A 25,165-nucleotide genomic window follows, 5' to 3' on the forward strand; every position below is an offset into this window, starting at 1 on the left:
GATGCAGAACTAAAAAGAACAGGCACAATTACTTGTGCCTGTCTGGGGGTTATTTTGCCGGTGCAGGTTGCACGGCTGGCTTGTCTTTTTCAAGATTCGCCAGGTCGAGAGCGATATGCACCGTCTCGTCCAGATACGGATCTGGCTCCTGGTAATCTTTAGGCAGATCGTCCAGTTTTTTCAGCAGCGGTTTGCCTTCACGTTTGAAGCGATCGTTGATACGCGCCAGACGGGTTGCATCATCTTCCGTGTTCTCTTTCTCACGCTGTGCGTAATTCAGAGAAGCAATGTTCCGTTTATCTTTCATGGCATTGAAACGCGCAATGTCTTTCATGATGTACTGGAACTCAGGATCTTTTGCGATGCGATCGTTATGATCTTTCAGCAGTTCAGGACCAAACTGGGTCATGTCACCAGATTTCACATACGTCGCGGCGTTGATGCTATCCCACGGCAGTGCGTTATCTTCAAACTTCTCGCCGGTTTCTGTCTCTTCCGTGCCCGTAGGCATCATGATATCCGGCGTTACGCCTTTACGCTGCGTACTGCCGCCATTCACACGATAGAACTTCTGAATGGTGTACTGTACGGAACCCAGCGCTGGCCATTCAGGGCGCAGCATCTGATCGTAAATACGGTTCAGAGAACGGTATTGCTGAACAGTACCTTTACCGAAGGTTGGCTCACCCACAATCAGCGCACGGCCATAATCCTGCATTGCAGCCGCAAAGATCTCAGAAGCTGAAGCACTGAAGCGATCGACCAACACCACTAGCGGGCCTTTGTAATAAACCACACCATCGGTATCAGAGTCTTCACGCACTTTACCGTTGTTATCGCGTACCTGAACCACCGGACCAGACGGAATGAACAACCCGGAAAGTGAGACTGCTTCGGTTAATGCACCACCACCGTTGCTACGCAGATCGATGATAATGCTGCTGACGTTTTGCTTTTCCAGTTTCTGCAACTGCACTTTTACGTCATCCGTCAGGCCAACGTAGAAGCCAGGAATATCCAGAACACCGACCTTCTCTTTACCCACGGTTTTGACCGACATTTTCACCGCGCGGTCTTCCAGACGGATACGTTCGCGGGTCAAGGTAACGATACGGGTTTTGGTGCCTTTACCGGCAGGCAGGACTTCCAGGCGAACCTTGCTGCCTTTTGGTCCTTTGATCAGCGCGACAACATCATCCAGACGCCAACCGATAACATCAACCATGCTCTGCCCGGTCTGGCCGACACCGACAATACGATCGCCAACGCTAATCGCTTTGCTTTTGGATGCAGGGCCACCCGCCACCATGGAGTTGATGACCGTATAATCGTCGTCCATTTGCAGTACCGCACCAATACCTTCCAGAGACAGGCTCATTTCAGTATTGAATTGTTCGGTATTACGCGGGGAAAGGTAGTTGGTATGCGGATCGATTTCGTGGGCAAACGCAGTCATTGCCAGCGAGAACACATCTTCACTGTTGGTTTGCGCCAGACGACGAATGGCCGATTTATAACGACGCGTCAGCGTGTCACGGATCTCCTTTTCGTCTTTGCCGGCGAGCTTAAGGCTCAGCTCGTCATATTTTACCTTTCCGTCCCACAACGCATTCAGCTCGGCTTCATCTTTCGGCCAGGGAGATTTGCTGCGATCCAGATTAAAGGTGTCATTTCCGGTGAAGTCCATCGGACGTTCCAGCACTTTCAGCGCGTACTGGTAACGTTCAAAACGGCGCTTCTGTGCCAGATTATACAGGTCGTAGAACAGATCCAGCTTACCGGAGCGCAGTTCATCGCCCACGTCGGCCTTACGTTTTGCGAACTGTTCAACATCGCTGGCCAACAGCACGTTATGGCTGTAGTCCAGCAAGTTTAAATAGCGGTCGAAGATTTTGGCCGAAAAGGCCTGATCAAGATCGAACTGACGATAATGCGAACGAGTAAAGCGTGACGTCACACGCTCACTCACCGTCGCGTGCTGAGTCTCTTCCTTTAAAACCGGAATTTGATCAACACGCGTAATATCGTCCACTGCGAAAGCGTGACCTGTTATAGCAAACAGGCCCGCCAGCGCGGTGAGCTTAAAAAAAGTGTTCATGCCAGGCTTGGCCTCCGTTTCAGAACAACAAGTGTTCTGCGCGTACAATCATTGACATACCAGAAGTCAGCTGTACCCGAACGCCATCTTTGGTGATTTCCAGTACGGTGGCGTCCATAGCATTGTTACCCGCTTTGACCTTCAGCGACTGACCCACGCTCAGTGCGTTGATGTCAGAAACTGGGGTGTGGCGCGGCTCTTCACGAGGCGCACGCGGGGCTTTCGCTGCTGCTGGTTTGTCGGTACGCGGTTTACGATCGTTATTCTCATTGCGACGTGGGGCAGGACGCGGTTTGCGCTCACGACGAGGCGCTTCTTCCTGACCGTTTGCCGCTGCGGCTTCGCGTTTTTTCGCTTGCTGCTCAGCACGTTGTGCCTGAACACGGGCTTTCGCTTCTTCCAGCTGCTTACGAGCGTGCTCTACGTGCTGCTCGTCCAGCTCACCGCAAGGGTTGCCGTCGAGATCGACACGCGTCGCGCCCGCTTTGATACCGTACAGGTAACGCCAGCTCGAAGTATAAAGACGTAAGGCAGAACGCAGCTGAGTTTTGCTGAGATTCATCTCACCTTCAACGCGTGCTACCAAATCCTGAAAAATACCGACTTTCAGGGGACGAGCTTCACCTTCAGCGCTAAAGCACTGTGGGAAACGCTCGGCCAGAAATGCGATAACTTCTTTACTGCTATTCAACTTAGGTTGATTTTCCATGAAATTTCCTGATTACAACGGACGTTGCCAACAAGCGCAGGCATGAACAGGCGACATTATAATGACGCCATCAGTAAATGCTACGTTATCCGTTGATTATCCTGCGACGCTCGCAAAGAATTTTTGATAATCGGTGGCTGCTATTACTTTTTCAAGATGAGCGACCAGCTCGCGAAGCCCCTGCTCATCTTCAGTTGTGAAGCGGCTGAAGACCGTACTGTCGATGTCCAGAACGCCAATAATCTGATCATTCACCACCAGCGGAAGAACGATTTCAGAATTACTGGCCGCATCACATGCAATATGTCCGTCAAAGGCGTGGACGTCTTCTACACGCTGAACCTGGTTTGTCGCAACTGCAGTGCCACATACGCCACGACCTACAGGAATACGCACACAGGCGATTTTCCCCTGGAATGGCCCAAGCACCAGCGTCTTATCTTCAAGAAGATAAAAACCGGCCCAGTTAACGCCGGAAAGACGTTCAAACAGTAACGCACTTGTATTTGCCAGAGTGGCTAAAAAGCTGGTTTCACCTGCCATTAATGCCTGGAAGTCGCGGTTGAGATCCGCGTAGAATTCTGTTTTGTTCATTATACAATCACTTGGTTGTCTTACAAAATCACCGCATAGCCTATTAAAATAAGCATTAAATGCGTTCATGCTCAAGATGAATCAGTTCATGAGTTAATATAACCTTCAACAATACTTATCTGTGCGCGACTGATGGCTCTAAAAACACCCAAAATTACGCCGGCAAAAAAGATAACAGTTCATGCGGTAAGCGATGCGCTGCCTCGTGCACATTATCAGCGTTGTCCTCAGTGCGATACGCTTTTTACGTTGCCGAAGATGAAATCGCACCAAAGTGCATTTTGTCCCCGCTGCGACGCAAAAATCCGCAGTGGTCGCGACTGGTCGTTAACCCGGCTCGCGGCGATGGCGGTGACCATGCTGATGCTGATGCCTTTCGCCTGGAGCGAACCGCTGCTCAAGCTCTATCTGCTTGGCGTTCGCATTGATGCCAACGTGTTGCAAGGTATCTGGCAAATGACCCGTCAGGGCGACCCGTTGACGGCAGCGATGGTGCTGTTTTGTACCGTTGGCGCGCCGCTGGTATTGGTTGCGTCCATTGCCTACCTGTGGTTCGGCAACATTCTCGGGATGAACCTGCGCCCTGTGCTGCTGATGCTGGAAAAGCTCAAAGAGTGGGTAATGCTCGATATCTACCTGGTCGGCGTTGGCGTTGCTTCTATTAAGGTACAGGACTATGCATTTTTGCAGCCAGGCATTGGCCTGGTGGCGTTTCTCTCACTGGTGTTGCTCAGTATTCTGACGCTCATCCATCTCAATGTGGAACAGCTCTGGGAGCGGTTTTATCCCCAGCGACCTGCCACGCGCCCCGATAACAACCTACGCGTGTGTCTGGGTTGCCACTATACCGGCTTGCCCGACGCTCGTGATCGCTGCAAGCGCTGCCATATCCCGTTAAGATTACGCCGCAACAACAGCCTGCAAAAATGCTGGGCGGCACTGATTGCTTCGGTGGTGTTACTGATACCTGCGAACATGCTTCCAATTTCAATCATTTATGTTAACGGAGGTCGACAGGAAGATACTATCCTCTCGGGTATTATCTCGCTGGGTCACAGCAACGTTGCCGTGGCTTCCATTGTATTCATCGCCAGTATTCTGGTGCCATTTACCAAAGTTGTGGTGATGTTTACGTTGCTTATCAGCATTCACTTTAAATGTGAGCAAGGATTACGCACGCGCGTCCTTCTCCTGCGGCTCGTCACCTGGATTGGTCGCTGGTCGATGTTGGATCTGTTTGTGATTTCGTTGATGATGTCGCTCATCAATCGCGATCAGTTACTTGCTTTTACAATGGGACCCGCAGCTTTTTACTTCGGCTCTGCGGTGATATTGACTATTCTTGCAGTGGAATGGCTGGATAGCCGCTTACTTTGGGATGCACATGAGTCAGGAAACGCCCGCTTCGCCGACTGAAGCGAGAATTAAAACAAAACGCCGCATTTCGCCATTCTGGTTGCTGCCGGTCATCGCGCTGATGATTGCAGGCTGGCTCGTCTGGACGAGCTATCAAGATCGCGGTAATACCATCACCATTGATTTCCAGTCCGCGGACGGCATTGTCGCCGGACGAACCCCTGTTCGCTTCCAGGGTGTGGAAGTGGGTACGGTTCAGGATATTACGCTGGGAAAAAGCCTGAATAAGATTCAGGTTCGCGCCAGTATTAAATCCGATATGCAGGACGCCCTGCGCAGTGAAACACAGTTCTGGCTGGTTACGCCAAAAGCCTCACTGGCTGGCGTATCGGGCCTGGATGCGCTCGTGGGCGGGAACTACATCGGCATGATGCCCGGTAAAGGCGAACCCCAGGATCACTTCACCGCCCTGGATACCCAACCCAAATACCGTCTCAACAACGGTGATTTGATGATTCACCTGCAATCCCCGGATTTGGGCTCGCTGAACAGCGGTTCACTGGTCTATTTCCGTAAAATCCCTGTCGGGCGTGTCTATGACTACACGATCAACCCCAACAAACAGGGGGTGACTATTGACGTCCTGATCGAGCGCCGTTTCACTAACCTGGTCAAAAAAGGCAGCCGTTTCTGGAATGTTTCTGGCGTGGACGCGGACCTGAGCCTGAGCGGCGCCAAAGTGAGACTTGAGAGTCTGGCGGCCCTTGTCAATGGTGCCATCGCGTTCGACTCCCCGGACAATTCCAGCGCAGCAACAGCGGACGATACCTTCGGTCTATACGCCGACCTTGCCCACAGCCAGCGTGGCGTTATCGTCAAACTGGCTCTGCCAGATGCCAAAGGTCTGAAAGCCGGTTCTACGCCGCTGATGTATCAGGGCTTGCAGGTGGGTCAGCTTACCAAAATGACGCTCAATCCTGGCGGCTCGGTCACCGGAGAGATGACTGTCGACCCTGGCGTGGTCGATCTCTTGCGAGAAAAGACGCGCATTGAAATGCGTAATCCGAAGCTATCTCTGAGCGATGCGAACATCAGTAGCCTGTTGACCGGCAGCACCTTTGAGCTGATCCCCGGTGACGGCGAGCCTGTCAGCAGTTTTGTTATCGCCCCGGCAGATAAATCACTGCTGCAACAGCCTGGCGTCATCACGGTGACGCTGAATGCCCCGGAAAGCTACGGTATCGAAGCGGGCCAGCCGTTGATCTTACACGGCGTTCAGGTCGGCCAGGTGCTGGAGCGTAAACTGACAGAACAGGGAGTGACCTTCTCCGTTGCCGTCGAGCCGCAGTATCGTGACCTGTTGCATGGCGACAGCAAATTTGTGGTTAACAGCCGTGTTGATGTGAAGGTCGGTCTGGATGGCGTGGAGTTTCTTGGTGCCAGCGCCAGCGAATGGGTCAACGGGGGTATTCGTATTCTGCCGGGCGATAAAGGCCCGCTGCGCGACAGTTATCCGCTGTATGCCAATCTCGACAAGGCGATTGAAAACAGCCTGAGTGATTTACCCACAACCACTCTGACGCTCAGCGCCGAAACCCTGCCTGATGTCCAGGCCGGCTCGGTGGTGCTCTACCGTAAGTTCGACGTGGGTGAAGTGATCACCGTGCGCCCGCGTGCCGATGCCTTTGATATCGAATTGCATATCAAACCGGAATACCGCCATCTGCTGACCCCGAATAGCGTCTTCTGGGCAGAAGGTGGCGCGAAAGTGCAGCTCAATGGCAGCGGTTTAACCGTTCAGGCCTCCCCGCTCTCCCGGGCCCTGCGCGGGGCGATCAGCTTCGACAACCTCAGCGGTGCAGGTGCGAACCTGCGTAAAGGCGATAAACGTATTCTCTTCCCGTCAGAGACGGCAGCACGCGCGGTCGGCGGGCAGATAACGCTTCATGCATTTGATGCGGGCAAGCTGGCGGAAGGAATGCCTATTCGCTATCTGGGTATCGACATCGGGCAGATCCAGAAGTTAACGCTTATCACCGCGCGTAACGAAGTGCAGGCAACTGCCGTGCTGTACCCGGAGTATGTGCAGACCTTCGCCAGAACGGGCAGCCGTTTTTCGGTGGTCACACCGCAAATTTCTGCCGCGGGTGTTGAGCATCTGGATACCATCCTGCAACCGTACATCAACGTCGAACCCGGTCGTGGCAACGCGCGTCGCGATTTTGAGCTCCAGGAAGCCACCATTACCGATTCCCGTTATCTTGACGGCCTGAGCATTGTGGTCGAAGTGCCGGAAGCAGGTTCCCTGAACATCGGGACACCGGTGCTGTTCCGCGGCATCGAAGTCGGGACCGTCACCGGCCTGACGCTCGGGACATTGTCTGACCGCGTGATGGTAGCCCTCAGGATCAGCGAACGTTACCAGCATCTGGTGCGGAACAACTCGGTATTCTGGCTGGCTTCAGGTTATTCGCTGGACTTTGGTCTGACGGGAGGCGTGGTGAAAACCGGGACCTTCAACCAGTTCATCCGCGGTGGCATTGCCTTCGCCACACCGCCAGGTACGCCGCTTGCGCCAAAAGCGCAGCCGGATAAACACTTCCTGCTGCTGGAAAGCGAACCAAAAGAGTGGCGCGAGTGGGGAACCGCGTTACCGCGTTAATCTCAGGGCTCCGGTGTCAACGCGCCGGAGCCTTTATGTTACACTGCGCACCTGAATTATTCCCTGTGGTGTGCCCGTGGCTCAAAACTCCGTATTTCTTCCTGAACAATTCCTGGCGCAGATGCGCGAGGCGCTTCCTTCTCATCTTTCGTTTGACGATTTTATCGCGGCCTGCCAGCGTCCGTTACGCCGCAGCATCCGCGTCAATACGTTGAAAATCAGCGTGACCGATTTTCTGACGCTGGTGTCGCCCTACAACTGGCAGCTGACGCCCGTTCCCTGGTGTGAAGAAGGTTTTTGGATTGAGCGTGATGACGAAGAAGCCCTGCCGCTGGGCAGCACCGCCGAACACCTGAGCGGGCTGTTTTATATTCAGGAAGCCAGCTCAATGCTGCCGGTTGCTGCGTTGTTCGCCGACGGCAATACGCCTGAACGGGTTATGGATGTCGCCGCCGCGCCCGGTTCAAAAACCACCCAGATTGCCGCACGCATGGGTAACCACGGGGCAATACTCGCTAACGAATTCTCCGCCAGTCGCGTCAAAGTGCTGCACGCCAATATCAGCCGCTGCGGCATCCATAACGTTGCCCTTACGCACTTTGATGGCCGCGTGTTTGGCGCGGCATTACCTGAAGCTTTCGATGCCATTTTGCTGGATGCGCCCTGCTCAGGTGAAGGTGTGGTACGTAAAGATCCCGATGCGCTTAAGAACTGGTCCGTTGAAAGTAATCTGGATATCGCCGCCACGCAGCGTGAACTTATCGACAGCGCATTCCATGCATTGCGCCCCGGCGGCACGCTGGTCTACTCCACTTGCACATTAAACCGCGACGAGAACGAAGACGTCTGCCTGTGGCTCAAGGCGCAATACCCGGATGCTGTCGAATTTCTGCCGCTTGGCGAGCTGTTTTCTTCGGCAAAAGAGGCACTGACGCCTGAAGGCTTCCTGCATGTTTTCCCGCAGATTTACGATTGCGAAGGGTTCTTCGTCGCCCGACTGCGTAAAATCTGCGCAATCGCACCACTGCCCGCCCCGAAATTCAAAGTCGGTAATTTCCCCTTCACGCCGTTAAAAGGACGTGAAGCAGCACAGACCGAAGAGGCTGCACGTAAGGCCGGGATTTCCTGGGATGAGAGCCTGCGCCTCTGGATGCGTGACAAAGAGATTTGGCTTTTCCCGGTCAATATTGAGCCGCTGATCGGCAAAGTTCGTTTTTCGCGCATTGGTATTCGCCTCGCAGAGGTGCATAACAAAGGGTATCGCTGGCAACATGAAGCGGTCATTGCGCTTGCTGGTGAGACAAATACCTTCGCCCTGACTCATCAGGAAGCCGAAGAGTGGTATCGCGGCCGGGATGTTTACCCTGAAAATACGCCTGCGTCTGACGAAGTGGTCGTCACCCATCAGGGATACCCGATAGGGCTGGCGAAGAAAGTGGGCTCACGCCTGAAAAACAGCTACCCGCGCGAACTGGTGCGCGATGGCCGCCTGTTTACCGGTAACGATCGCACCGCCTGAAAAAAGCGCACTTTTTTACTGGCGATTTTGCTCCCCCTGGCTACTCTAAAATCTGGGTGACCTACTGGTCATACCAGATTTTTAGCACAAACCCCGGAGAGCATTATGACGAAAACCAGCGTGCGTATTGGCGCTTTTGAAATCGACGATGCAGAATTGCGCGGCGAAACTCAAGGCGACCGAACGTTAAGTATTCCCTGCAAATCCGACCCGGATTTATGTATGCAACTGGATGCCTGGGATGCCGATATCAGCATTCCTGCCATTCTTGATGGCGAACACTCTGTTCTTTACCGTGAGCACTACGATCGTAATTCCGATGCCTGGGTCATGCGGCTTGTCTGACCTAAAGAGAACCCGCCCGAAGGCGGGTTATTTATGCGTTACTGTAGCTGCGCCAGTGTAAAATACCCGTCAAAGACTGCGCCGGTATCGATATAGTGCAGGTTATTAAAATCATAGCGTTTATCGAGGGGCGTATGCCCGAACCAGAAGTGATCCGCGCCGCTAATCCCCTGCCCTTTACCCGCCATAAAACCCATTAAGCGGTTACGGTCCCATAAGACCCGCTGCGCGCTAACGGGCTTGTTCCAGGCATACTCCTCTGATGGATAATCTGCATGAGCAATCACATTGAGGCCGTTTGCACAGGTGATTTCAATAATAAGTGGTAACGTTCGACACTCCTCAAGCAACGCCAGGGCTCGTTTTTGCTGCCCGCTCTCAAGCCTGGCAAACCATATGCCGCCATTTATCGTCCAGAGTGCGAAATCATTATCCTGAAGGCTGTCCAGGGCCATTTGCTCATGATTACCCCGAACCGCACGAAACCACTTTTCATGCATCAGTGCGAGGCAACTAACACTGTCTGGCCCACGGTCGATGAGATCCCCAACCGAGATAAGCAGATCCTCATAAGGATTAAAATGCCGGCGTTTGAGTTCGTCCATAAGCCATTGATAGCAGCCATGTATATCGCTGACCACCCAGACATGACGCCACTGTGAACCATCGATTCGTTGATACATAACCCCTCCTCAAAGGAGTATAGCCGCAACGTAAAAGACCATACGGAGCCGCTCTGTGATGCACCTTTTCATAATGCTAAACAAACAGTAAACTAAGGATAAATAAATCTCTCACCAGTATTAATTCACTTTTGCATGCCCCCTAAAATATGCAATGCATAAAATCTGAGGTTCTCACGTGTCAAATTCGCGCCTGCAAAACGATGTAGCACATTCTCATCGCGCAACTATTATTTCCGATCTGGTGAAAGGTAAACTCGTCCCAGGCCCAATCTGGCAAAAACGCGAGTATCGAATGAAATTTCTTCTTCGCTCGCTGCTGTTCTGGTCTTCAACTCACCGGATGCTGGAAGCACTGTCTCGCCGTGACGATTTTGATCAGCTTCTGGCCTCGCAAATCACCTTGCCGAGCAAAACTCACCGCCAGTATCTGATGCGCGGCATGAATGCCAACGATCGTGCCGAAGCCATCGTCAGCCACTATGAGTGGATCGATTCCCTGAAAGACGCCAGTCTGGTCAAGGCTTTAACGGGCCCGCAGGAACAGTCGATTGTTGAGTTTCATGCGAAAGAAGGCGTCAGCTATAACGTCAACGCCATGAATGCCAGCAAAGCTGAACGTGAAGGTGAATGTACGTTGTGGCTGCGTGATAACGAAAATACCCTGCTGGCGAGCCTGACGTTCTGTGTCGCCCGAGAAAACGGCCAGCCGGTGCTGGTGATCGGCGGTCTGCAAGGTCCGCGCCGCAGCGTGTCCCGTGATGTGATTAAACAAGCCACCCGCGCCTGCCATGGCCTGTTCCCTAAACGCGTGCTGATGGAAGTGCTGTTCCAGCTGGCAACGCTTTCTGGCATCAAAGCCATTTACGCCGTCAGCGACGAAGGCCACATCTTCCGCGCGTTGCGTTACCGTCTGAGCAAAGGCCGCCATTTCCACGCCAGCTACGATGAGTTCTGGGAGTCTATTGACGGCAAAAAACTGTCTACCTTCCGCTGGCAGTTACCTTTGCAGATGGAACGTAAATCTCTGGAAGAGATTGCCAGTAAAAAACGTGCTGAATACCGCCGCCGTTTTGAACTGCTCGACGAAATTGAAGCGTCAGTAAAATCACGCTTTTAAGCCTGAAACGGGTATAAACCCGGTGCAGGATATGCCGCTTTCGGGCGGCATTTTTATATCCCCCTCACCCCGCATCCATTCACCAGAACACTCAAACACGAAAATGTAACAATGACAAAAATACCTGGACGAACGCAGTGCAGAGTATGTTATGGTTTAGAAAGGATATGGAAAATTCGAGAAATTTTCGGGTGGTTTCGGGTTAACACCGACAAGCACTGTGAAAAAACAAGCACATAAAAAGAGACCGAATACGATTCCTGTATTCGGTCCAGGGAAATGGCTCTTGGGAGAGAGCCGTGCGCTAAAAGTTGGCATTAATGCAGGCTAAAATCGCCTTGCCTTTTAAGAATAGATGAGAGCGCCAGGTTTTCCAGTCCACTGTAAAAGTGGCCTGAAAAAAAGCGTATCAACATCATAAAACTGAAAAACCGCAGTGCTCTCGCAAGCGCCTGCGGTTTTTTTATTGGAAACCAGAGTACTAGCAGAGCTTGTCGGCTCGCTCGATAAACGGAGCCAGGCTCATTTTGTGGCCCGGATTTGCTGGATCGTCAATCTGGATCACGCTGATAGGTTTCCCGCTGCTTTTTCCGCTGGCGACCTGCTGCTCCGCAATATCATTGAGCGGGTATTGCACCAGGGTGCTTGGATTAATGGCATACAGGGCATGACCAGGGCGACAGGTCAGCATCACCTCTTCACGATCGAACGCCCATTTCTCTTTGCCCACTTCAAAACGGCTAACCGTGATCACCTGCTGCGCCGCCAGTACATTTGTGGCGCTGGCCAGCAGTAAGAGCGAAAGTAGTGTCTTTTTCATATGTTTTAACCTTCTCAGAAGGGCTCCCAGGTGGCAAAAAGGCTGACAGTTGCCAGCACCAGCGCACCCAGCACAACCTCTGCCTGTGTCATCCTGATAAAAATCTGTTGTTCTCGTCCGGCATCCGGTCGAAATCGTGGAACCAGAAAATACCGATTCGTCAGCGCAATTACCACCATCATTGCCACCAGCGCACATTTGAACAACAAAAGTTGCCCGTAGTGCGTCTGCCAGGGGGCATTAAACCCAAGGATAAACAGCGCATTGATTACCCCGGTAACAATAACCCCCGCCACCGCATAATGCCCCACGCGGGAAAAACGCATCATGGTGTAGATGGCGGGAACGTGCCAACGACCTTTCGCCAGTTGCATACAAAACAGCAATGGCAGCAATCCGCCGAGCCAGGTTGCAGCACACAGCAGGTGCACTGCATGATTCACGCGCTGCACGCCTCCGGCAATGCCTTCATTCATTGCTGCATGGCCGACGCCCGCCAGCAGAAAAAATTGCCCCATCGCCAGCAAAAGTAATCGCGCCCCTTTCTGCGGCGCAATCCAGGCGGATGCGGTGGTGATTAATGCCAGAATTATCTGCCACACCCAGACGCTACCATATTGCGTGGAGGCCACCGTACTCCAGATTTCCGGGCGCAACACATCACTCCAGCCATTCCCCATCAACCCACCCTGAAGGCCAAACATCAGGAGGGCAGAAATCAGGCTGACTATTACCATGGCTTTTTGCTGTTGCTGAAAACGCCGCGTCATCAGTCTGTGCAGCGAAAAAGGCGCGAGCCATGCGCTGTACAACGCATTGCCAAAAATCAGCATCAGCGCGCCGAAGTGGATAAAACCCAGCACCACATAGCTTAACGCCAGCATGTTATTTCACGCTGAAATGATAGCTGCCTTTGGTTTTGTGGCCATCCACAGAAACCACATGCCATTCGACGAGATACGTTCCCGTCGCCAGCGTTTCATCTAAGGGCACAATTAGCTGCGTTTTGTCTTTCTCGTCACGCTTAACCGCGCCCGTTTTGACCGTTTGCTGTTGATCCCCTGTCACGGTCACTCCGCTAAAGGCAGGTTCAATGCCTTCTGAAAAATGCAGGGTTAACGCCTGTGGTGCCGTTGCAACCACGGCGTCGGCCGCCGGGGTTTGCTGTTTAAGATGCGCGTGCGCCAGGACAGAAGGTGTTACCACCGAAGCAATCAGAAAGGTTAACGCGCAAACCGCGCGGGTCGAGGAAAAAACCATCGCAATCATTCCTTTTTGTTATGTCTACATGACAGAGAATAACTCTGTATAATAAACGAGTCGAGGATCATCCTCGCGCCTGCTTGTCAACGCCGTGCAATCGCGGTAACGTTGCCGCCGCAAAAAAGGAGAAGGAAATGAAGATCAATCTGGCCGCCCTTCCTCAGGACGAGATGGACAAAGTGAATGTCGATCTCGCTGCCGCTGGCGTGGCATTTAAAGAGCGTTACAACATGCCTGTCGTGGCCGAAGTTGTCGAACGTGAACAGCCTGCGCACCTGCGCAACTGGTTCCGCGAACGCCTTATTGCCCACCGTCTTGCCTCAGTTAATCTTTCGCGTTTACCCTACGAACCGAAAGTTAAGTAACCTTAACGACGTGTTACATTTCCTTACACGGATTGTGGCAGGATAAGAAAACCCTGATGTTATAAGGTGTATTCTTAAATTCTGCGACTCTGTGTATAAGGATGTCACGATGTCACGATGGAATATTGCTGCCGCCCAGTATGCCCCCCAGCATCACTGCGTGGACGCGCACGTCGAGCACCATTTACGGTTCATTGCCGAAGCCGCACGACAGCAGTGCGATTTACTGGTATTCCCAGAGCTTTCGTTAACCGGCCCCGGTGATGAGGATTTGCCTGCGCCCCCCAGCGATCGCCAGCTAGAACCTCTGCTGCGCGCAGCCCAGATTTACCGTATTACCGTTATCGCCGGGATCACGCTGGAAAACCAGGGTCAGCGCCAGAAAGGATTGGCCCTGTTTAGCCCGTGTTGCGATACCTCCCTGCGCTATCCGCAAGGCAGTGGCGCGTGTATTACCCGCGATGATACGCAACTCACCATAATAGACACCCACTCCGACACGCCGAACCTCGACCCAATGGCCACCTTATTAACCAGCAGTCAGGATGTGGGCGACCATCGCTGGCGTCAGTCTATTAGTACCCTACAGCGGTTTTCCCACAAATATTCGATTGCCGTGTTGATGGCGAATGCCCGCAACGGCAGCGCGCTGTGGGATGAAAAAGGACAACTCATCGTCCGGGCCGATAAAGGTGAACTGTTATTGACAGGCTCCCGGGACAGACAGGGTTGGCAAGGCGATATCATTCCTTTAGGCTAAGCGTTTTAGGGTCAGGAGCGATCAATGCTGCGCGTAATCGATACCGAAACTTGCGATCTTCAGGGCGGAATTGTGGAAGTTGCCTCTGTGGACGTGGTTGACGGTAAAATAGTCAATCCCATGAGTCACCTGGTACGTCCCGATCGTCCGATAAGCCCGCAGGCGATGGCCATTCACCGCATTACGGAATCGATGGTGGCGGATAAGCCCTGGATTGAAGAGGTCATCCCTCACTACTACGGCAGCATGTGGTACGTGGCGCATAACGCCAGCTTTGACCGCCGCGTCTTGCCGGAAATGCCCGGCGAGTGGATCTGTACCATGAAGCTGGCCCGCCGCTTATGGCCGGGGATCAAATACAGCAATATGGCGCTCTACAAATCGCGCAAGCTGAGCGTGAGAACCCCGGAAGGGCTTCACCATCACCGTGCGCTGTATGATTGCTATATCACCGCAGCACTGCTCATCGATATTATGAATACCTCGGGCTGGACGCCGGATGATATGGCAACCATAACCGGACGTCCGGCATTGCTGACAACGTTTACGTTCGGCAAATATCGCGGAAAAGCGGTGTCTGAAATTGCCGACAAGGATCCGGGCTATCTGCGCTGGCTGTACAATAACCTCGACAGAATGAGCCCGGAGCTTCGTTTAACCCTCCGGCACTACCTGGGCGAATCTTAATTCCCGGCACGGCCTGGCAGCGTATCCTGCGCCAGGCCAATCAAAAAGGCATACTCCAGCGCCACCCCTTCGTAGGATTTAAAACGCCCCGATTTCCCCCCGTGGCCGGAATCCATGTCCGTACAGAGCAACAACAGATTATCATCAGTTTTTAACTCGCGCAGCTTAGCGACCCATTTTGCCGGCTCCCAGTATTGTACCTGCGAGTCATGTAATCCGGTGGTCACCAGCAGATGCGGATAGGCTTTGGCCTCTACGTTGTCGTAAGGGCTGTACTCTTTCATGTAGCGGTAATAGGCTTCGTCCTGCGGATTGCCCCACTCTTCAAACTCACCGGTGGTCAGCGGGATGGATTCATCCAGCATCGTGGTTAATACATCGACAAACGGCACCTGGGCGACGATACCTTTAAAACGCTCGGGCCGCGCATTTATCACTACCCCCATCAGCATTCCCCCGGCACTGCCCCCCATACCGAAACAGAGCCCCGGATCGCCATAGCCCTGCTCTATCAGCGCATCACAGACATCAAGATAGTCATTGAAGGTGTTTTTCTTCCTGAGGAATTTCCCTTCTTCGTACCAGTGATGGCCCAGCTCACTGCCGCCACGCACATGGGCTATCGCAAAAACGAAACCTCGATCGAGGAGGCTAAGCCTGCTGCTGCTAAAATCGGCATCCATGCTGGCGCCATACGAGCCGTAACCGTAGACCAGCAATGGATTTTTGCCCTTACGAAAATGTTCAGGTCGATACACCAGCGATACCGGCACTTCCGCGCCATCCCGGGCTTTCACCCACAGATGTTCACTGCGATAATTTTCCGACTCAAAACCCGCAACCGCAGCCTGTTTCAGCACCTGACGTTGCCCGGTGTCCATATCCAGCTCAAACAGCGTGTCCGGCGTAGTCATTGACGAGTAACCATAGCGCAGACGAGACGATTCCGGCTCCGGGTTGAAGCCAATCCACGTCACATAGGCCGGGTCATCAAAGGCAATCCCCACGACGTCCCGCGTTTTACGATTGATCTGCCGCAGGCTGGTCAGCCCACGCTGGCGCTCTTCCACCACCAGCCAGTCAGTGAACAGCGTAAATCCTTCAAGCATCACCTGTTCGCGGGCCGGAATTAACACCTCCCATTTCAGCTCTTCGCGCACTTTGGTTTTATAAAGGCCGAAGTTTTTACCCTCGCGGTTTGAGCGCAGGTAAAAGCTGTGCTGGTAGTGATCCAGACTGTACTCATGATCTTTACGACGCGGCAGGAAGCACAAAGGCTGCGCGTCAGGAAGCTCCGCATCCAGCAGCAGCACTTCTGAGGTGGTCGCACTGGCAAGAGAGATAACAACATAATGACGGGAGGTAGTTTTGCTCAGGCTGACGTAAAAGGTTTCGTCTTTCTCTTCATACACCAGCTCATCCTGAGCGGCGGATGTCCCAACGGTATGGCGCCAGACCTGGTAAGGCAGCAATGTCACCGCGTGTTTTTTAACGTAGTAGACCGTTTCGGAATCATTCGCCCAGACAAAATCCGGTGACACGTTGTCGAGCATTTCGGGATACCAGTTCCCGCTTTCAAGATTGCGAAAACGCAGGCCGTACTGCCGACGTGAAAGATAATCCTCGGCCAGCGCCATAATGGCGTTATCCGGGGAGATGGACATGCCGCCCAGAGTATAGAATTCACTGTGGGCTGCGCGCTGGTTGGCATCCAGCAGGATTTCCCAGTCGTCCCATTCTGCGCTCAGGGCAGACTGGCGTTGATAGACCGGGTATTCGTTGCCGGGCTCGTAGATATGGCGATAACGATAGCCATTTTTGGTCCAGGGGGCGGAGATATCGCGCTGCGGGATACGCTCCACCATTTCGGCTAATAGCCGGTCCTGAAGCGCCTGCTGGCTGGCCATCACCTTGCGGCCATAGTCATTTTCCTGGTGAAGATAGTCGAGAACCTCCGGGCGGGAACGCGAATCGTCCCGCAGCCAGTAATAGTTGTCTATGCGTGTATCGCCATGCGTGGTAATGGCGTGAGGTTCGCGTCGGGCTTTTGGTGACATGTTATTTATTCGTTTTGGTTTTACACCCTATAAGGTTGGCAAAACACACGCACGATGCAAGCGAAACATCGCCGTCAGCCCCGCAATTTAGCCCTGAAATTCGAAAGCACAATTTCTTAAGCCCCTCATCGGGCCAGAGACAAGACAGACGCAAACGTTTTCGTTTATACTGCGCGCAACTTTTTCAGGGGGATTGTTATGATTCGTTTAGGAACTGCGCTGCGTCCGGCAGCCACCCGCGTAATGCTGCTGGGCTCGGGTGAACTGGGTAAAGAAGTCGCCATCGAGTGCCAGCGTTTAGGCGTGGAAGTGATTGCGGTCGACCGTTATGCCGATGCACCTGCCATGCATGTTGCCCATCGCTCACATGTGATAAATATGCTGGATGGCGATGCCCTGCGTGCACTGATTGCACAAGAAAAACCGGATTTTGTGGTGCCCGAAATCGAAGCCATTGCCACCGATACGCTGATTGCGCTTGAGCAGGAAGGCCAGCGCGTTGTGCCTTGTGCGAAAGCGGCAAAGCTCACCATGAATCGCGAAGGCATTCGCCGCCTGGCGGCAGAAGAGCTGGCTCTGCCGACCTCCAGCTACCGTTTTGCCGACAGCAAAGAGGCCTTTATCAACGCTGTGGAAGAGATTGGCTACCCGTGCATCATTAAGCCAGTGATGAGCTCTTCCGGCAAAGGACAAAGCTTTATCCGCGACAGCACCACGCTGGACAAGGCCTGGGATTACGCGCAACAAGGTGGCCGTGCAGGCGCCGGACGCGTGATTGTTGAAGGCGTGGTGAAGTTTGATTTCGAGATCACCCTTCTGACCGTCAGCGCTGTGGACGGTGTGCATTTCTGCGAAGCAATCGGCCATCGTCAGGAAGATGGCGATTATCGTGAATCCTGGCAGCCTCAACAGATGAGCGCACTGGCGCTGGAGCGTGCGCAGGATATCGCCCGCAAAGTGGTTCTGGCCCTGGGCGGTTATGGTCTGTTTGGCGTTGAGCTGTTTGTCTGTGGCGACGATGTGGTGTTCAGCGAAGTCTCCCCTCGTCCGCACGATACCGGGATGGTGACGTTAATTTCACAGGATCTCTCAGAGTTTGCCCTGCACGTCCGCGCATTCCTTGGCCTGCCAGTTGGCGGCATTCGTCAGTACGGCCCGGCAGCATCGGCGGTGATCCTGCCGCAATTGACCAGTCAGAACGTGACGTTTGATAACGTCAACGGTGCCGTTGGCGCAGGGTTGCAGGTACGTCTGTTTGGTAAGCCGGAAATCGACGGCACGCGCCGTCTTGGCGTGGCGCTAGCCACCGGTGATAACGTGGACGATGCCGTGGCAAGAGCCAAAGTAGCCGCGGCGAATATTATCGTCGCAGGATAAAAAAACGGGCCAAAAGGCCTAATGCCGGTCACTTAAGGTGACCGGCAGATTTTTTCTCGGGATACTTTCTCGTTCTTACCTTCAGTGTGGATAACTCCGCTCCCGTCAGCCTGGTAATATCAGCCATTTCGCCTGTTCATTCAGGCTTCTTAACTCACCCGGCATCCCCTGCTTTGCTTCCCAGTAACCCAGTACTATTTCCCAGCGATGCCGGTATATCTCTCCCGATAGTCCGGGCTATTGTTTTCGCGCCTGCGAGCTTTATGGGGTAAGATCAGACCAATTCATTCATCATCATGCCCTCATATCATCATAAGCTTTATTAGAAAATGAAATGGTTAGCAAAATCCCCAGCCCGGTGATAATAAAAAATGGTCCCAAAATAACAGCTAATGTGCAGAACCCCGATAGGGGGTCTGGTTTATTTAAATAGCTAATAGCAAGGAGTAAGCTGAAACCGAAAAACAAACCTAACAACATGCCATATTGCCAGGGAGATAAATAATCAACCCACCAGTCAGATACCGGATCAGGGCTTAAACGCGAAGACAATGAAATGATGTTCATTCGGTTTTTCTCTGGCGCAGCCACCAGCTGGTCGCCCTGCGCGTAGCTTATAGCATCAGCGGCCAGCGCCACCAGCAGCCACTGATACCCCGCCGATTTGTCCCCAAATGAATCCTCTGCCCCCAGTCGGGTCGCCGCCAGCTGGTGTTCGTCCAGCACTTTCAACAGCGGGTATTTCTGCGTGCGAGACAATCCCGTGTACCAGAGTACCTTCGGTGCGCTAACGGACTCGGCAAACAGGTAAACAGGCACCGCCTTTTCAGCATCGATGATGCCGACAATAGGACGATAAAGGTAAACCGGCGCTTCTCCTTCCGTTCGCGTGTAAGCGTTGGTCAGCAGTATGGCTGTAGCGCTCTCCATCGCCTTTGACTCATTTTCATCATCCTGTTTATCCACGATGACCAGCAGCCGGTTAAACACATAATCGCGGGCGCTATCTATCCATGAATCAACCTGCACATAGCCAGGGCATTCCGCCAGATACTCCACCTTCCCAGGCTTAACCCCCAGACGCTCAAGCGTGCGTTGTAAATCGCCAGCGCAGGACTCATCACCCCCATTCACCCAGACCACCGCCTCAAACTGGCGATAATAGGTTTTCAGCTTGTCCACCAGCGGGGCAACCAACGGCATGAAGATCATTTCATTGGTAGTAAACTCAAACGAATCTTCACGGGGAAGTTTAAGCGGGGTTTTAGGAGCAAGCGGAAACTCACCCTCCAGCTTCAGCATCGCGAGAGCCGGGTCATCTTTCATTGGTGTCAGCGTATGCCAGCCTGCAATGACCATCTTCTTTCTGGCATACCGCTTTAACACCTCATCGCGACGCTTTTTAATCGCCAGACGGGTTTCGTCATAATGCCGATCAACGCTGGCAACCATCAGCATAAAAGAGGCCAGTGTCATCACTAACAGAGAAGGAATTAAAATCGCGTCGGCAATAAAAGCACCGTTTACATGCTTGTTATCCGGCCAGGTCAGGGCACGAATGAGAAAACCGATGGCAATAGCCACCACAAAAACCACAATCGTCGGCCACACAGGCAATCCGGAGCGGTCCGGCTTAGCCTGATCTTTATAGTTCCACCAGTTGCTACTCATTACACAGCCCCCGCAGTGGAGAGCGTGGTGCGGATAGCACAGCCGCACGCCGCTTTACAGCCATCCACGACCACGCCCCGGCCATGCATCGTCCAGTTCGGGTGACATTCATTGATAGGGAACGTCCCCTTATGCTCAGGGCACGTCACCAGATCGTCTTTCAGGGCCACTGGTAGGCCCATAAATTGTGCTCCAGACGCCTTAATTACCTTCCCGCCGCTCACCAGAGGATCATTCAGTCGAATTACGCCGTTCATCAGTATCCTTTCCTTCCTGCATTCATATTGCAGCGCATGTGATCCCAGCCCGTGTACCCCTTCACTTCCGGAACCTTATCGGGTTGATTCTGCCAATTGGTTTTAAGTTGCTCAGTAGAGCCTTCTAAACCTTGTTTGGTCATATACACCATTCCCCAAGGCCAGCCAGGTGAACGAGGTTCCACTTTCCCGCTTACCTTTTGCCCAGTTCCGTCGTCAACGGTATATTCAATCCCAGGACCACCAGCGGCAAGGCGCGGGTCGTCAAACGGCTTAGACGACATATACAGCCGGTGTCTGGTCTGCAAAAAACCCTGGTCGTTAACCACCGTGAAGGAAAGAACATCTTCCTGCTGTGGGGCATTCATTCCATTAAGATCATTTTCACCAGGGGAAAACTGTGCAATTTGCCAGGTCTGCCCATAATCTTTCGAAACCCTAAATCCACCAACTCCCCAACCAGTTATTGCAATATATTTCTCAGATGGATGGACATATTTTTTGGTAAATATCCGGTAAAACTGGCTGACAGGCTCCGTGTGGATACCCCGCTGTGTATCCGTGTACCAGAGTTCCCCCTCACAGTCCCAGCCCTTCAGCTCCAGATACCGATGATCATCAAAACGGTAAACCACCTGTGTTGGCGGTTCTGAAGCCTTACAAGTCGCCGCAAATAAAACAGCAGTAGTAATAATCCCTGCGCATAATCCTTTCATGGCTATTTCCCCGCATCCATGTTGCACTGCATATGGTCCCAGCCCGTATAATTTTTCACCTCAGGGGTTTTGTCTGGCAAGTTTTGATAATTGGTATGATATTTAGCAGTATCATGCTCAAGAGCTTCTTTCGTAATGTAATCCATCCCCCAAGAGGGACCTGGAAATTGGGGCGTAATATAACCTTTCACACCATCTTCAAGTTCATAGTGAATCCCTGGACCACCTGGAAGAATACGCGGATCATCGAACGGTTTTGACGACATATACAGCCGGTGTTTCGTCTGTAAAAATCCTTGGTCGTTAACCACCGTGAAGGAAAGAACATCTTCCTGCTGTGGGGCATTCATTCCATTAAGATCATTTTCACCAGGGGAAAACTGTGCAATTTGCCAGGTCTGCCCATAATCTTTCGAAACCCTAAATCCACCAACTCCCCAACCAGTTATTGCAATATATTTCTCAGATGGATGGACATATTTTTTGGTAAATATCCGGTAAAACTGGCTGACAGGCTCCGTGTGGATACCCCGCTGTGTATCCGTGTACCAGAGTTCCCCCTCACAGTCCCAGCCCTTCAGCTCCAGATACCGATGATCATCAAAACGGTAAACCACCTGTGTTGGCGGTTCTGAAGCCTTACAAGTCGCCGCAAATAAAACAACAGTAGTAATAATCCCTGCGCATAATCCTTTCATGTTTATCCTTTAGCTAACTGGCTATCACTCTTAGGCTTTGGCATTTCCCATTGCAGCAGTTTTATTTCCTGGAAATCTCCCGACCGGACAGTTCCCGTCTCAATATCCATCAGGTTACGCGGACGAGGCCAGATACCGGCATATTCGTTTTCCACCCCAAAATCACCTTTCGGCAGTACATCATCAGGTTTATTCATAAACCATTTTGTTGTTTCATCATTCAACTTTCCGGTTCTGTAATAATCGACCGCAAACTTATTTTTATTCTGCGGATCGCGCCAGTCAGCGTGGTGTAACAGACTTTCCCAGAATTTACCGGCTTTGTAGTCAAATGACTTGCACTGACCAATTGCAAGGTCGAACGCCATCGCGTGCGATGGCGCGAACTCGCTCATAACAATTGACGAATGCTGGCTGTAGCTTACCGGGTCAGCTTTTTTCCATTCTTTTTCCAGTTCTTCACGGGTCTTCAGCCAGGTAATGGACAACACAGGGTAATCTTTTGAACCAGTAACTTCCCCGTGAATAACGGTATGCCCCCGGTCAAGGCTTTCCACCTTCAGCTCATCTGGTGTTAAAACATGCCCAGGCTTCCAGCTAATACGCTGATAACTGTTAAGCATATACATCGCAGAATCCGTGCGCTTGATGGCACTGGCTTTAGCCGAATAAGATATGCAGGCATCCGGGCTATCCGGGCTATCCGGGTCGATATAATACGTATATGGCTTGTCACTTGTTTTAGGGTCATTATCCGGATGGTTATCCTGACCCTGTAGTTTGAAAATAAACGGCTCCGGCAATTCTTCACCGTTTACCACTACGTCATGGGCGCGGTAGCTGGCATTCGGGAAAAACGAATATTTTGCATCCCCCTCTTTTCGTTGTGGCAACTCAAAGGGTGTAGTGTCTGGTGCTTTCCCTACTTCGCCGTGTTGATAAAAAACTCGCTGGAACAGGTTAGGAATGCCATCCGCAATTTTCTGAGGGATCCCACGCCAGCCAAATCCCTGTACATTTTCCAGCGATACAACGCCATCATTTGGACAGAAGTAGTTATACACTTTACCGTTATTGTTACGTCCATAGCGATCATCAGCTCGCAACGGATTATCAGAAGGTTTGCGCAGCGTACAGGAGGCTTCCAGGGTCAGTAATTCATCCTCGCCTAATATACCCCCCCCTTTCCACTGCGTATGCATCAGGCTACAGAAGTTTTTGAATGTCTTCTGTCGGGCTTCATCCGTCTGTTGGTATCCGGGCTGAATATTTTCAGCCACGCGGGACTCCAGTGAATAAGGGGAATGATTCAGAATGACGCAGTTAACCGACTCATAACCTGCCTGCTTTACTAACATATTTGCCAGCATGGTAATAATCGTGCCCTGGCTGTGGGCGACAATATTTACCACATCATCACGCGTCTCTTGTTGCTGGCGGATCTGAATAATCAAATCAGCCAGACGCTGAGCGGCAAAAAACTGATAAATACGGTGCGGGTTTTCATAAATGGGGTGAGTGTAATCCCCGTCGTTCATATGCAGTGATGCAAATCCCGCCGCTGCCACGCCAAAACCTCCAGCTCCTGGCCCCAGCATATCGGGAATGTTGGTAGTCGCATTCGCGAACGTCCCGCCACCTTTGGCAAAATTTGAATCAAGACCATTCTTGAGGTTGTCATTCTGGAACTTAAACGAACCCTTACCGTCATTACCCAGCGCGGCCTTGTTCGTCTCATTATCTTCCTGATAGGCGTCATACGGCAGATGGGCACCGGAAGACAGTTTTCCGACTTCTTCCCGGTACCGCTTCTGGTCTGCCCGGTAGTCTTCATGCGTGACCGGCTTGTACCCCCAGTAGAACGGGATAACAGGCGAACGGCCAGGATGGGTAATTCTGTACTCCCCCCACTCATGCACGTAAAAGTCCTGCCGATTAAGGCGTTTACTCAGTCCCGCAAGAATGCCTTTTTCCTGGTTCTGGTAGGCTTCACCTACATCGTTTACGCCGTGAACCAGAATCACAATCCCCGGCATCGGACGCGGAACGCCCACACGGCGGGTCTGGGCGACTTCTCCCAGAGTCTTGTGTACCGGAATATCCCCTTCAGATATCACCCGTGGGGCATACGGGCTTTGTTTGGCTTCCGTCATTCCATTAACTCCATTTTGTAGGTATCCAGGTCATCGGCATCAAGCAACGATGAATGGCCGTTGCTGTCCGTTACACCTTCCACCACTTTCCCGGTCGTGCTGGTCAGCCTGAATTTTTTGTTTGCGAGAATTTGCTCCGGGTCGTCTCCGGCGTGCAGCTGGTAGCGGAGTTTAAACGCGCCCTGATTGAACGGCGGGACCGTGACCTGTGCGCTTTCCGGACCGTCGTATTTCAGGTTTGGCCCTTTCAGTTCGATTCCCGTTGGCGAGAAGATAGTGACCAGCCCGTTCGGACTGACGCGTATCCCTCCACCACCGCAGACCAGCTGTATCCCCTGTTTGGCGCTGCCGTTCAGCTGTCCAGGTCGGATGGCACTCGTTAACAGGGAACGTCCCCTTGTGTTCGGGATACGTCACCTCATCACCTTTCAGCTCGACAGGCAGGCCCATAAACTGCGCACCTGACACCTTAATTACCTTCCCGCCGCTCACCAGCGGGTCATTCAGCCGAATTACGCCTTTCATCAGTATCCTTTCCTTCCTGCGTCCATATCGCAGCGCATGTGATCCCAGCCGGTGTACCCTTTCACTTCCGGAATTTTGTCGGGTAATCCCTGATAGTTGGTCTTAAACTGAGCCGTATCTTCCTTCAGACCTTGTTTGGTAATGTAATCCAGCCCCCATGCAGGGCCAGCATTGCTTGGCTCCAGCTTGCCGTTTACCTTACCTCCCATACCGTCATCCACGGTGTATTCAATCCCAGGACCGCCAGCGGCAAGTCGCGGATCATCAAACGGCTTGGACGACATATACAGCCGGTGTTTGGTCTGCAAAAAACCCTGATCGTTAACGACGGTGAAGGAAATAATGTCGTCGTAAGGAGGCGAAGAGTCACCGTTAGGCTCGTTTTCTCTGGGAGCAAACGCCGAAGGATACCAGGTTTGCCCATAATCTTTCGAAACCATAGCCCCTGGAGAATCCCAGGTAGGAATAGCAATATAACGTTCAGAGGAATGAATAAATTTTTTGGTGTAAATCCGGTAAAACTGGCTGACAGGCTCGGTGTGAATGCCTCGTTGCATATCCGTATACCAGAGCTCGCCCTCACAGTCCCAGCCCTTCAGCTCCAGATAGCGGTGGTCATCAAAACGGTAAACTACCTGCGTCGGCGGTTCTGAAGCCTGGCACCCGGAACCTATCAATACCGCTGCTAAGGCAATACCCGTTGTATATTTCAGACTCATCTCTCTCTCCC

Annotated in this window: 23 protein-coding genes; 9 read left to right on the plus strand and 14 right to left on the minus strand. The window is 52.4% G+C overall.

Translation table 11 applies throughout. The features are described 5' to 3' along the window. Window positions 1-49 precede the first annotated feature (49 nt). The 3 genes from prc to ACT9TW_RS19275 form a co-directional block, all read right to left on the minus strand. A complete protein-coding gene (gene prc, locus ACT9TW_RS19265; RefSeq protein ID WP_446493403.1) occupies window positions 50-2,098 on the minus strand; it encodes a carboxy terminal-processing peptidase in 2,049 nt (682 codons plus the stop codon). Between the two features lie 19 nt (window positions 2,099-2,117). Continuing rightward, entirely contained in the window at window positions 2,118-2,807 is a 690-nt protein-coding gene (proQ, locus tag ACT9TW_RS19270) for an RNA chaperone ProQ (protein WP_182061477.1), read from the minus strand. A 96-nt stretch (window positions 2,808-2,903) separates the two neighbouring features. Beyond that, window positions 2,904-3,401 carry a GAF domain-containing protein gene (locus tag ACT9TW_RS19275; protein WP_446493404.1) on the minus strand — a complete coding sequence of 166 codons (498 nt, stop codon included), beginning with the start codon at window positions 3,399-3,401 and terminating at the stop codon, window positions 2,904-2,906. Between the two features lie 132 nt (window positions 3,402-3,533). Between ACT9TW_RS19275 and yebS the strand changes: the two genes are divergently transcribed. The 4 genes from yebS (at window position 3,534) to ACT9TW_RS19295 (ending at window position 9,283) form a co-directional block, all read left to right on the plus strand. Then, entirely contained in the window at window positions 3,534-4,817 is a 1,284-nt protein-coding gene (yebS, locus tag ACT9TW_RS19280; protein WP_182061479.1) for a membrane integrity lipid transport subunit YebS, read from the plus strand. Then, the gene (locus ACT9TW_RS19285) at window positions 4,786-7,419 is read left to right on the plus strand and encodes an MlaD family protein (protein WP_446493405.1); all 2,634 of its coding nucleotides are present in this window, start codon (window positions 4,786-4,788) and stop codon (window positions 7,417-7,419) included. The genes yebS and ACT9TW_RS19285 overlap by 32 nt, the downstream gene beginning before the upstream one ends. Window positions 7,420-7,495: 76 nt before the next feature. Beyond that, window positions 7,496-8,938, plus strand: coding sequence for a 16S rRNA (cytosine(1407)-C(5))-methyltransferase RsmF (gene rsmF, locus ACT9TW_RS19290; RefSeq protein ID WP_446493406.1), 1,443 nt, complete (start codon window positions 7,496-7,498; stop codon window positions 8,936-8,938). A 105-nt stretch (window positions 8,939-9,043) separates the two neighbouring features. Next, window positions 9,044-9,283 carry a YebV family protein gene (locus ACT9TW_RS19295; RefSeq protein WP_014070670.1) on the plus strand — a complete coding sequence of 80 codons (240 nt, stop codon included), beginning with the start codon at window positions 9,044-9,046 and terminating at the stop codon, window positions 9,281-9,283. Window positions 9,284-9,321: 38 nt separating this feature from the next. On the opposite strand, the gene pphA is transcribed toward ACT9TW_RS19295, so the two are convergent. Then, window positions 9,322-9,966: a protein-serine/threonine phosphatase gene (pphA, locus tag ACT9TW_RS19300; RefSeq protein ID WP_315686053.1), complete on the minus strand. Its 645-nt coding sequence runs from the start codon at window positions 9,964-9,966 to the stop codon at window positions 9,322-9,324. A gap of 178 nt (window positions 9,967-10,144) precedes the next feature. Between pphA and ACT9TW_RS19305 the strand changes: the two genes are divergently transcribed. Further along, entirely contained in the window at window positions 10,145-11,086 is a 942-nt protein-coding gene (locus tag ACT9TW_RS19305) for a VirK/YbjX family protein (RefSeq protein ID WP_182061483.1), read from the plus strand. Between the two features lie 481 nt (window positions 11,087-11,567). Here the strand turns inward: ACT9TW_RS19305 and ACT9TW_RS19310 are convergent, their stop codons facing one another. Genes ACT9TW_RS19310 through yobA form a run of 3 tightly spaced genes read right to left on the minus strand, consistent with a single transcriptional unit; the run spans window position 11,568 to window position 13,166 of the window. Beyond that, a complete protein-coding gene (locus ACT9TW_RS19310; RefSeq protein ID WP_446493407.1) occupies window positions 11,568-11,906 on the minus strand; it encodes a YebY family protein in 339 nt (112 codons plus the stop codon). 14 nt (window positions 11,907-11,920) lie between these two features. Further along, window positions 11,921-12,790: a copper homeostasis membrane protein CopD gene (copD, locus tag ACT9TW_RS19315; RefSeq protein ID WP_446493408.1), complete on the minus strand. Its 870-nt coding sequence runs from the start codon at window positions 12,788-12,790 to the stop codon at window positions 11,921-11,923. Between the two features lies 1 nt (window position 12,791). Then, window positions 12,792-13,166 (minus strand): CopC domain-containing protein YobA, encoded by a 375-nt coding sequence (gene yobA, locus ACT9TW_RS19320; protein ID WP_446493409.1) that lies wholly within the window; start codon window positions 13,164-13,166, stop codon window positions 12,792-12,794. A 137-nt stretch (window positions 13,167-13,303) separates the two neighbouring features. Between yobA and ACT9TW_RS19325 the strand changes: the two genes are divergently transcribed. From ACT9TW_RS19325 to exoX, 3 genes are all read left to right on the plus strand, one after another. Beyond that, a complete protein-coding gene (locus ACT9TW_RS19325) occupies window positions 13,304-13,534 on the plus strand; it encodes a DNA polymerase III subunit theta (protein WP_045908216.1) in 231 nt (76 codons plus the stop codon). Between the two features lie 109 nt (window positions 13,535-13,643). Beyond that, entirely contained in the window at window positions 13,644-14,294 is a 651-nt protein-coding gene (locus ACT9TW_RS19330; RefSeq protein WP_446493410.1) for a nitrilase-related carbon-nitrogen hydrolase, read from the plus strand. A gap of 24 nt (window positions 14,295-14,318) precedes the next feature. Next, window positions 14,319-14,981: an exodeoxyribonuclease X gene (exoX, locus tag ACT9TW_RS19335; RefSeq protein WP_446493411.1), complete on the plus strand. Its 663-nt coding sequence runs from the start codon at window positions 14,319-14,321 to the stop codon at window positions 14,979-14,981. On the opposite strand, the gene ptrB is transcribed toward exoX, so the two are convergent. After that, on the minus strand, window positions 14,978-17,038 hold the full coding sequence (gene ptrB / locus ACT9TW_RS19340) for an oligopeptidase B (RefSeq protein ID WP_446493412.1): 2,061 nt from the start codon (window positions 17,036-17,038) through the stop codon (window positions 14,978-14,980). The genes exoX and ptrB overlap by 4 nt on opposite strands. A 198-nt stretch (window positions 17,039-17,236) precedes the next feature. Here ptrB and purT point away from each other — a divergent pair, with 198 nt between their 5' ends. After that, window positions 17,237-18,415: a formate-dependent phosphoribosylglycinamide formyltransferase gene (purT, locus tag ACT9TW_RS19345; protein WP_182061491.1), complete on the plus strand. Its 1,179-nt coding sequence runs from the start codon at window positions 17,237-17,239 to the stop codon at window positions 18,413-18,415. 294 nt (window positions 18,416-18,709) lie between these two features. On the opposite strand, the gene ACT9TW_RS19350 is transcribed toward purT, so the two are convergent. The 6 genes from ACT9TW_RS19350 to ACT9TW_RS19375 all read right to left on the minus strand — a co-directional run bounded on the left by ACT9TW_RS19350 (window position 18,710) and on the right by ACT9TW_RS19375 (window position 25,154). After that, window positions 18,710-20,086 carry a hypothetical protein gene (locus ACT9TW_RS19350; protein ID WP_446493413.1) on the minus strand — a complete coding sequence of 459 codons (1,377 nt, stop codon included), beginning with the start codon at window positions 20,084-20,086 and terminating at the stop codon, window positions 18,710-18,712. Beyond that, window positions 20,086-20,343, minus strand: a complete 258-nt coding sequence (locus ACT9TW_RS19355; protein WP_446493414.1) for a PAAR domain-containing protein — start codon at window positions 20,341-20,343, stop codon at window positions 20,086-20,088. Before ACT9TW_RS19355 ends, ACT9TW_RS19350 begins: the two co-directional genes overlap by 1 nt. Then, window positions 20,343-21,059, minus strand: coding sequence for a T6SS immunity protein Tli3 family protein (locus tag ACT9TW_RS19360; protein ID WP_446493415.1), 717 nt, complete (start codon window positions 21,057-21,059; stop codon window positions 20,343-20,345). The genes ACT9TW_RS19355 and ACT9TW_RS19360 overlap by 1 nt, the downstream gene beginning before the upstream one ends. A 2-nt stretch (window positions 21,060-21,061) precedes the next feature. Further along, a complete protein-coding gene (locus tag ACT9TW_RS19365) occupies window positions 21,062-21,757 on the minus strand; it encodes a T6SS immunity protein Tli3 family protein (RefSeq protein WP_446493416.1) in 696 nt (231 codons plus the stop codon). Window positions 21,758-21,759: 2 nt separating this feature from the next. Continuing rightward, entirely contained in the window at window positions 21,760-23,910 is a 2,151-nt protein-coding gene (locus ACT9TW_RS19370; protein WP_446493417.1) for a T6SS effector phospholipase Tle3 domain-containing protein, read from the minus strand. 524 nt (window positions 23,911-24,434) lie between these two features. Beyond that, window positions 24,435-25,154 (minus strand): T6SS immunity protein Tli3 family protein, encoded by a 720-nt coding sequence (locus ACT9TW_RS19375; RefSeq protein ID WP_446493418.1) that lies wholly within the window; start codon window positions 25,152-25,154, stop codon window positions 24,435-24,437. Window positions 25,155-25,165: the final 11 nt, after the last annotated feature.

The organism is Enterobacter sp. C4G1 (assembly GCF_052886895.1).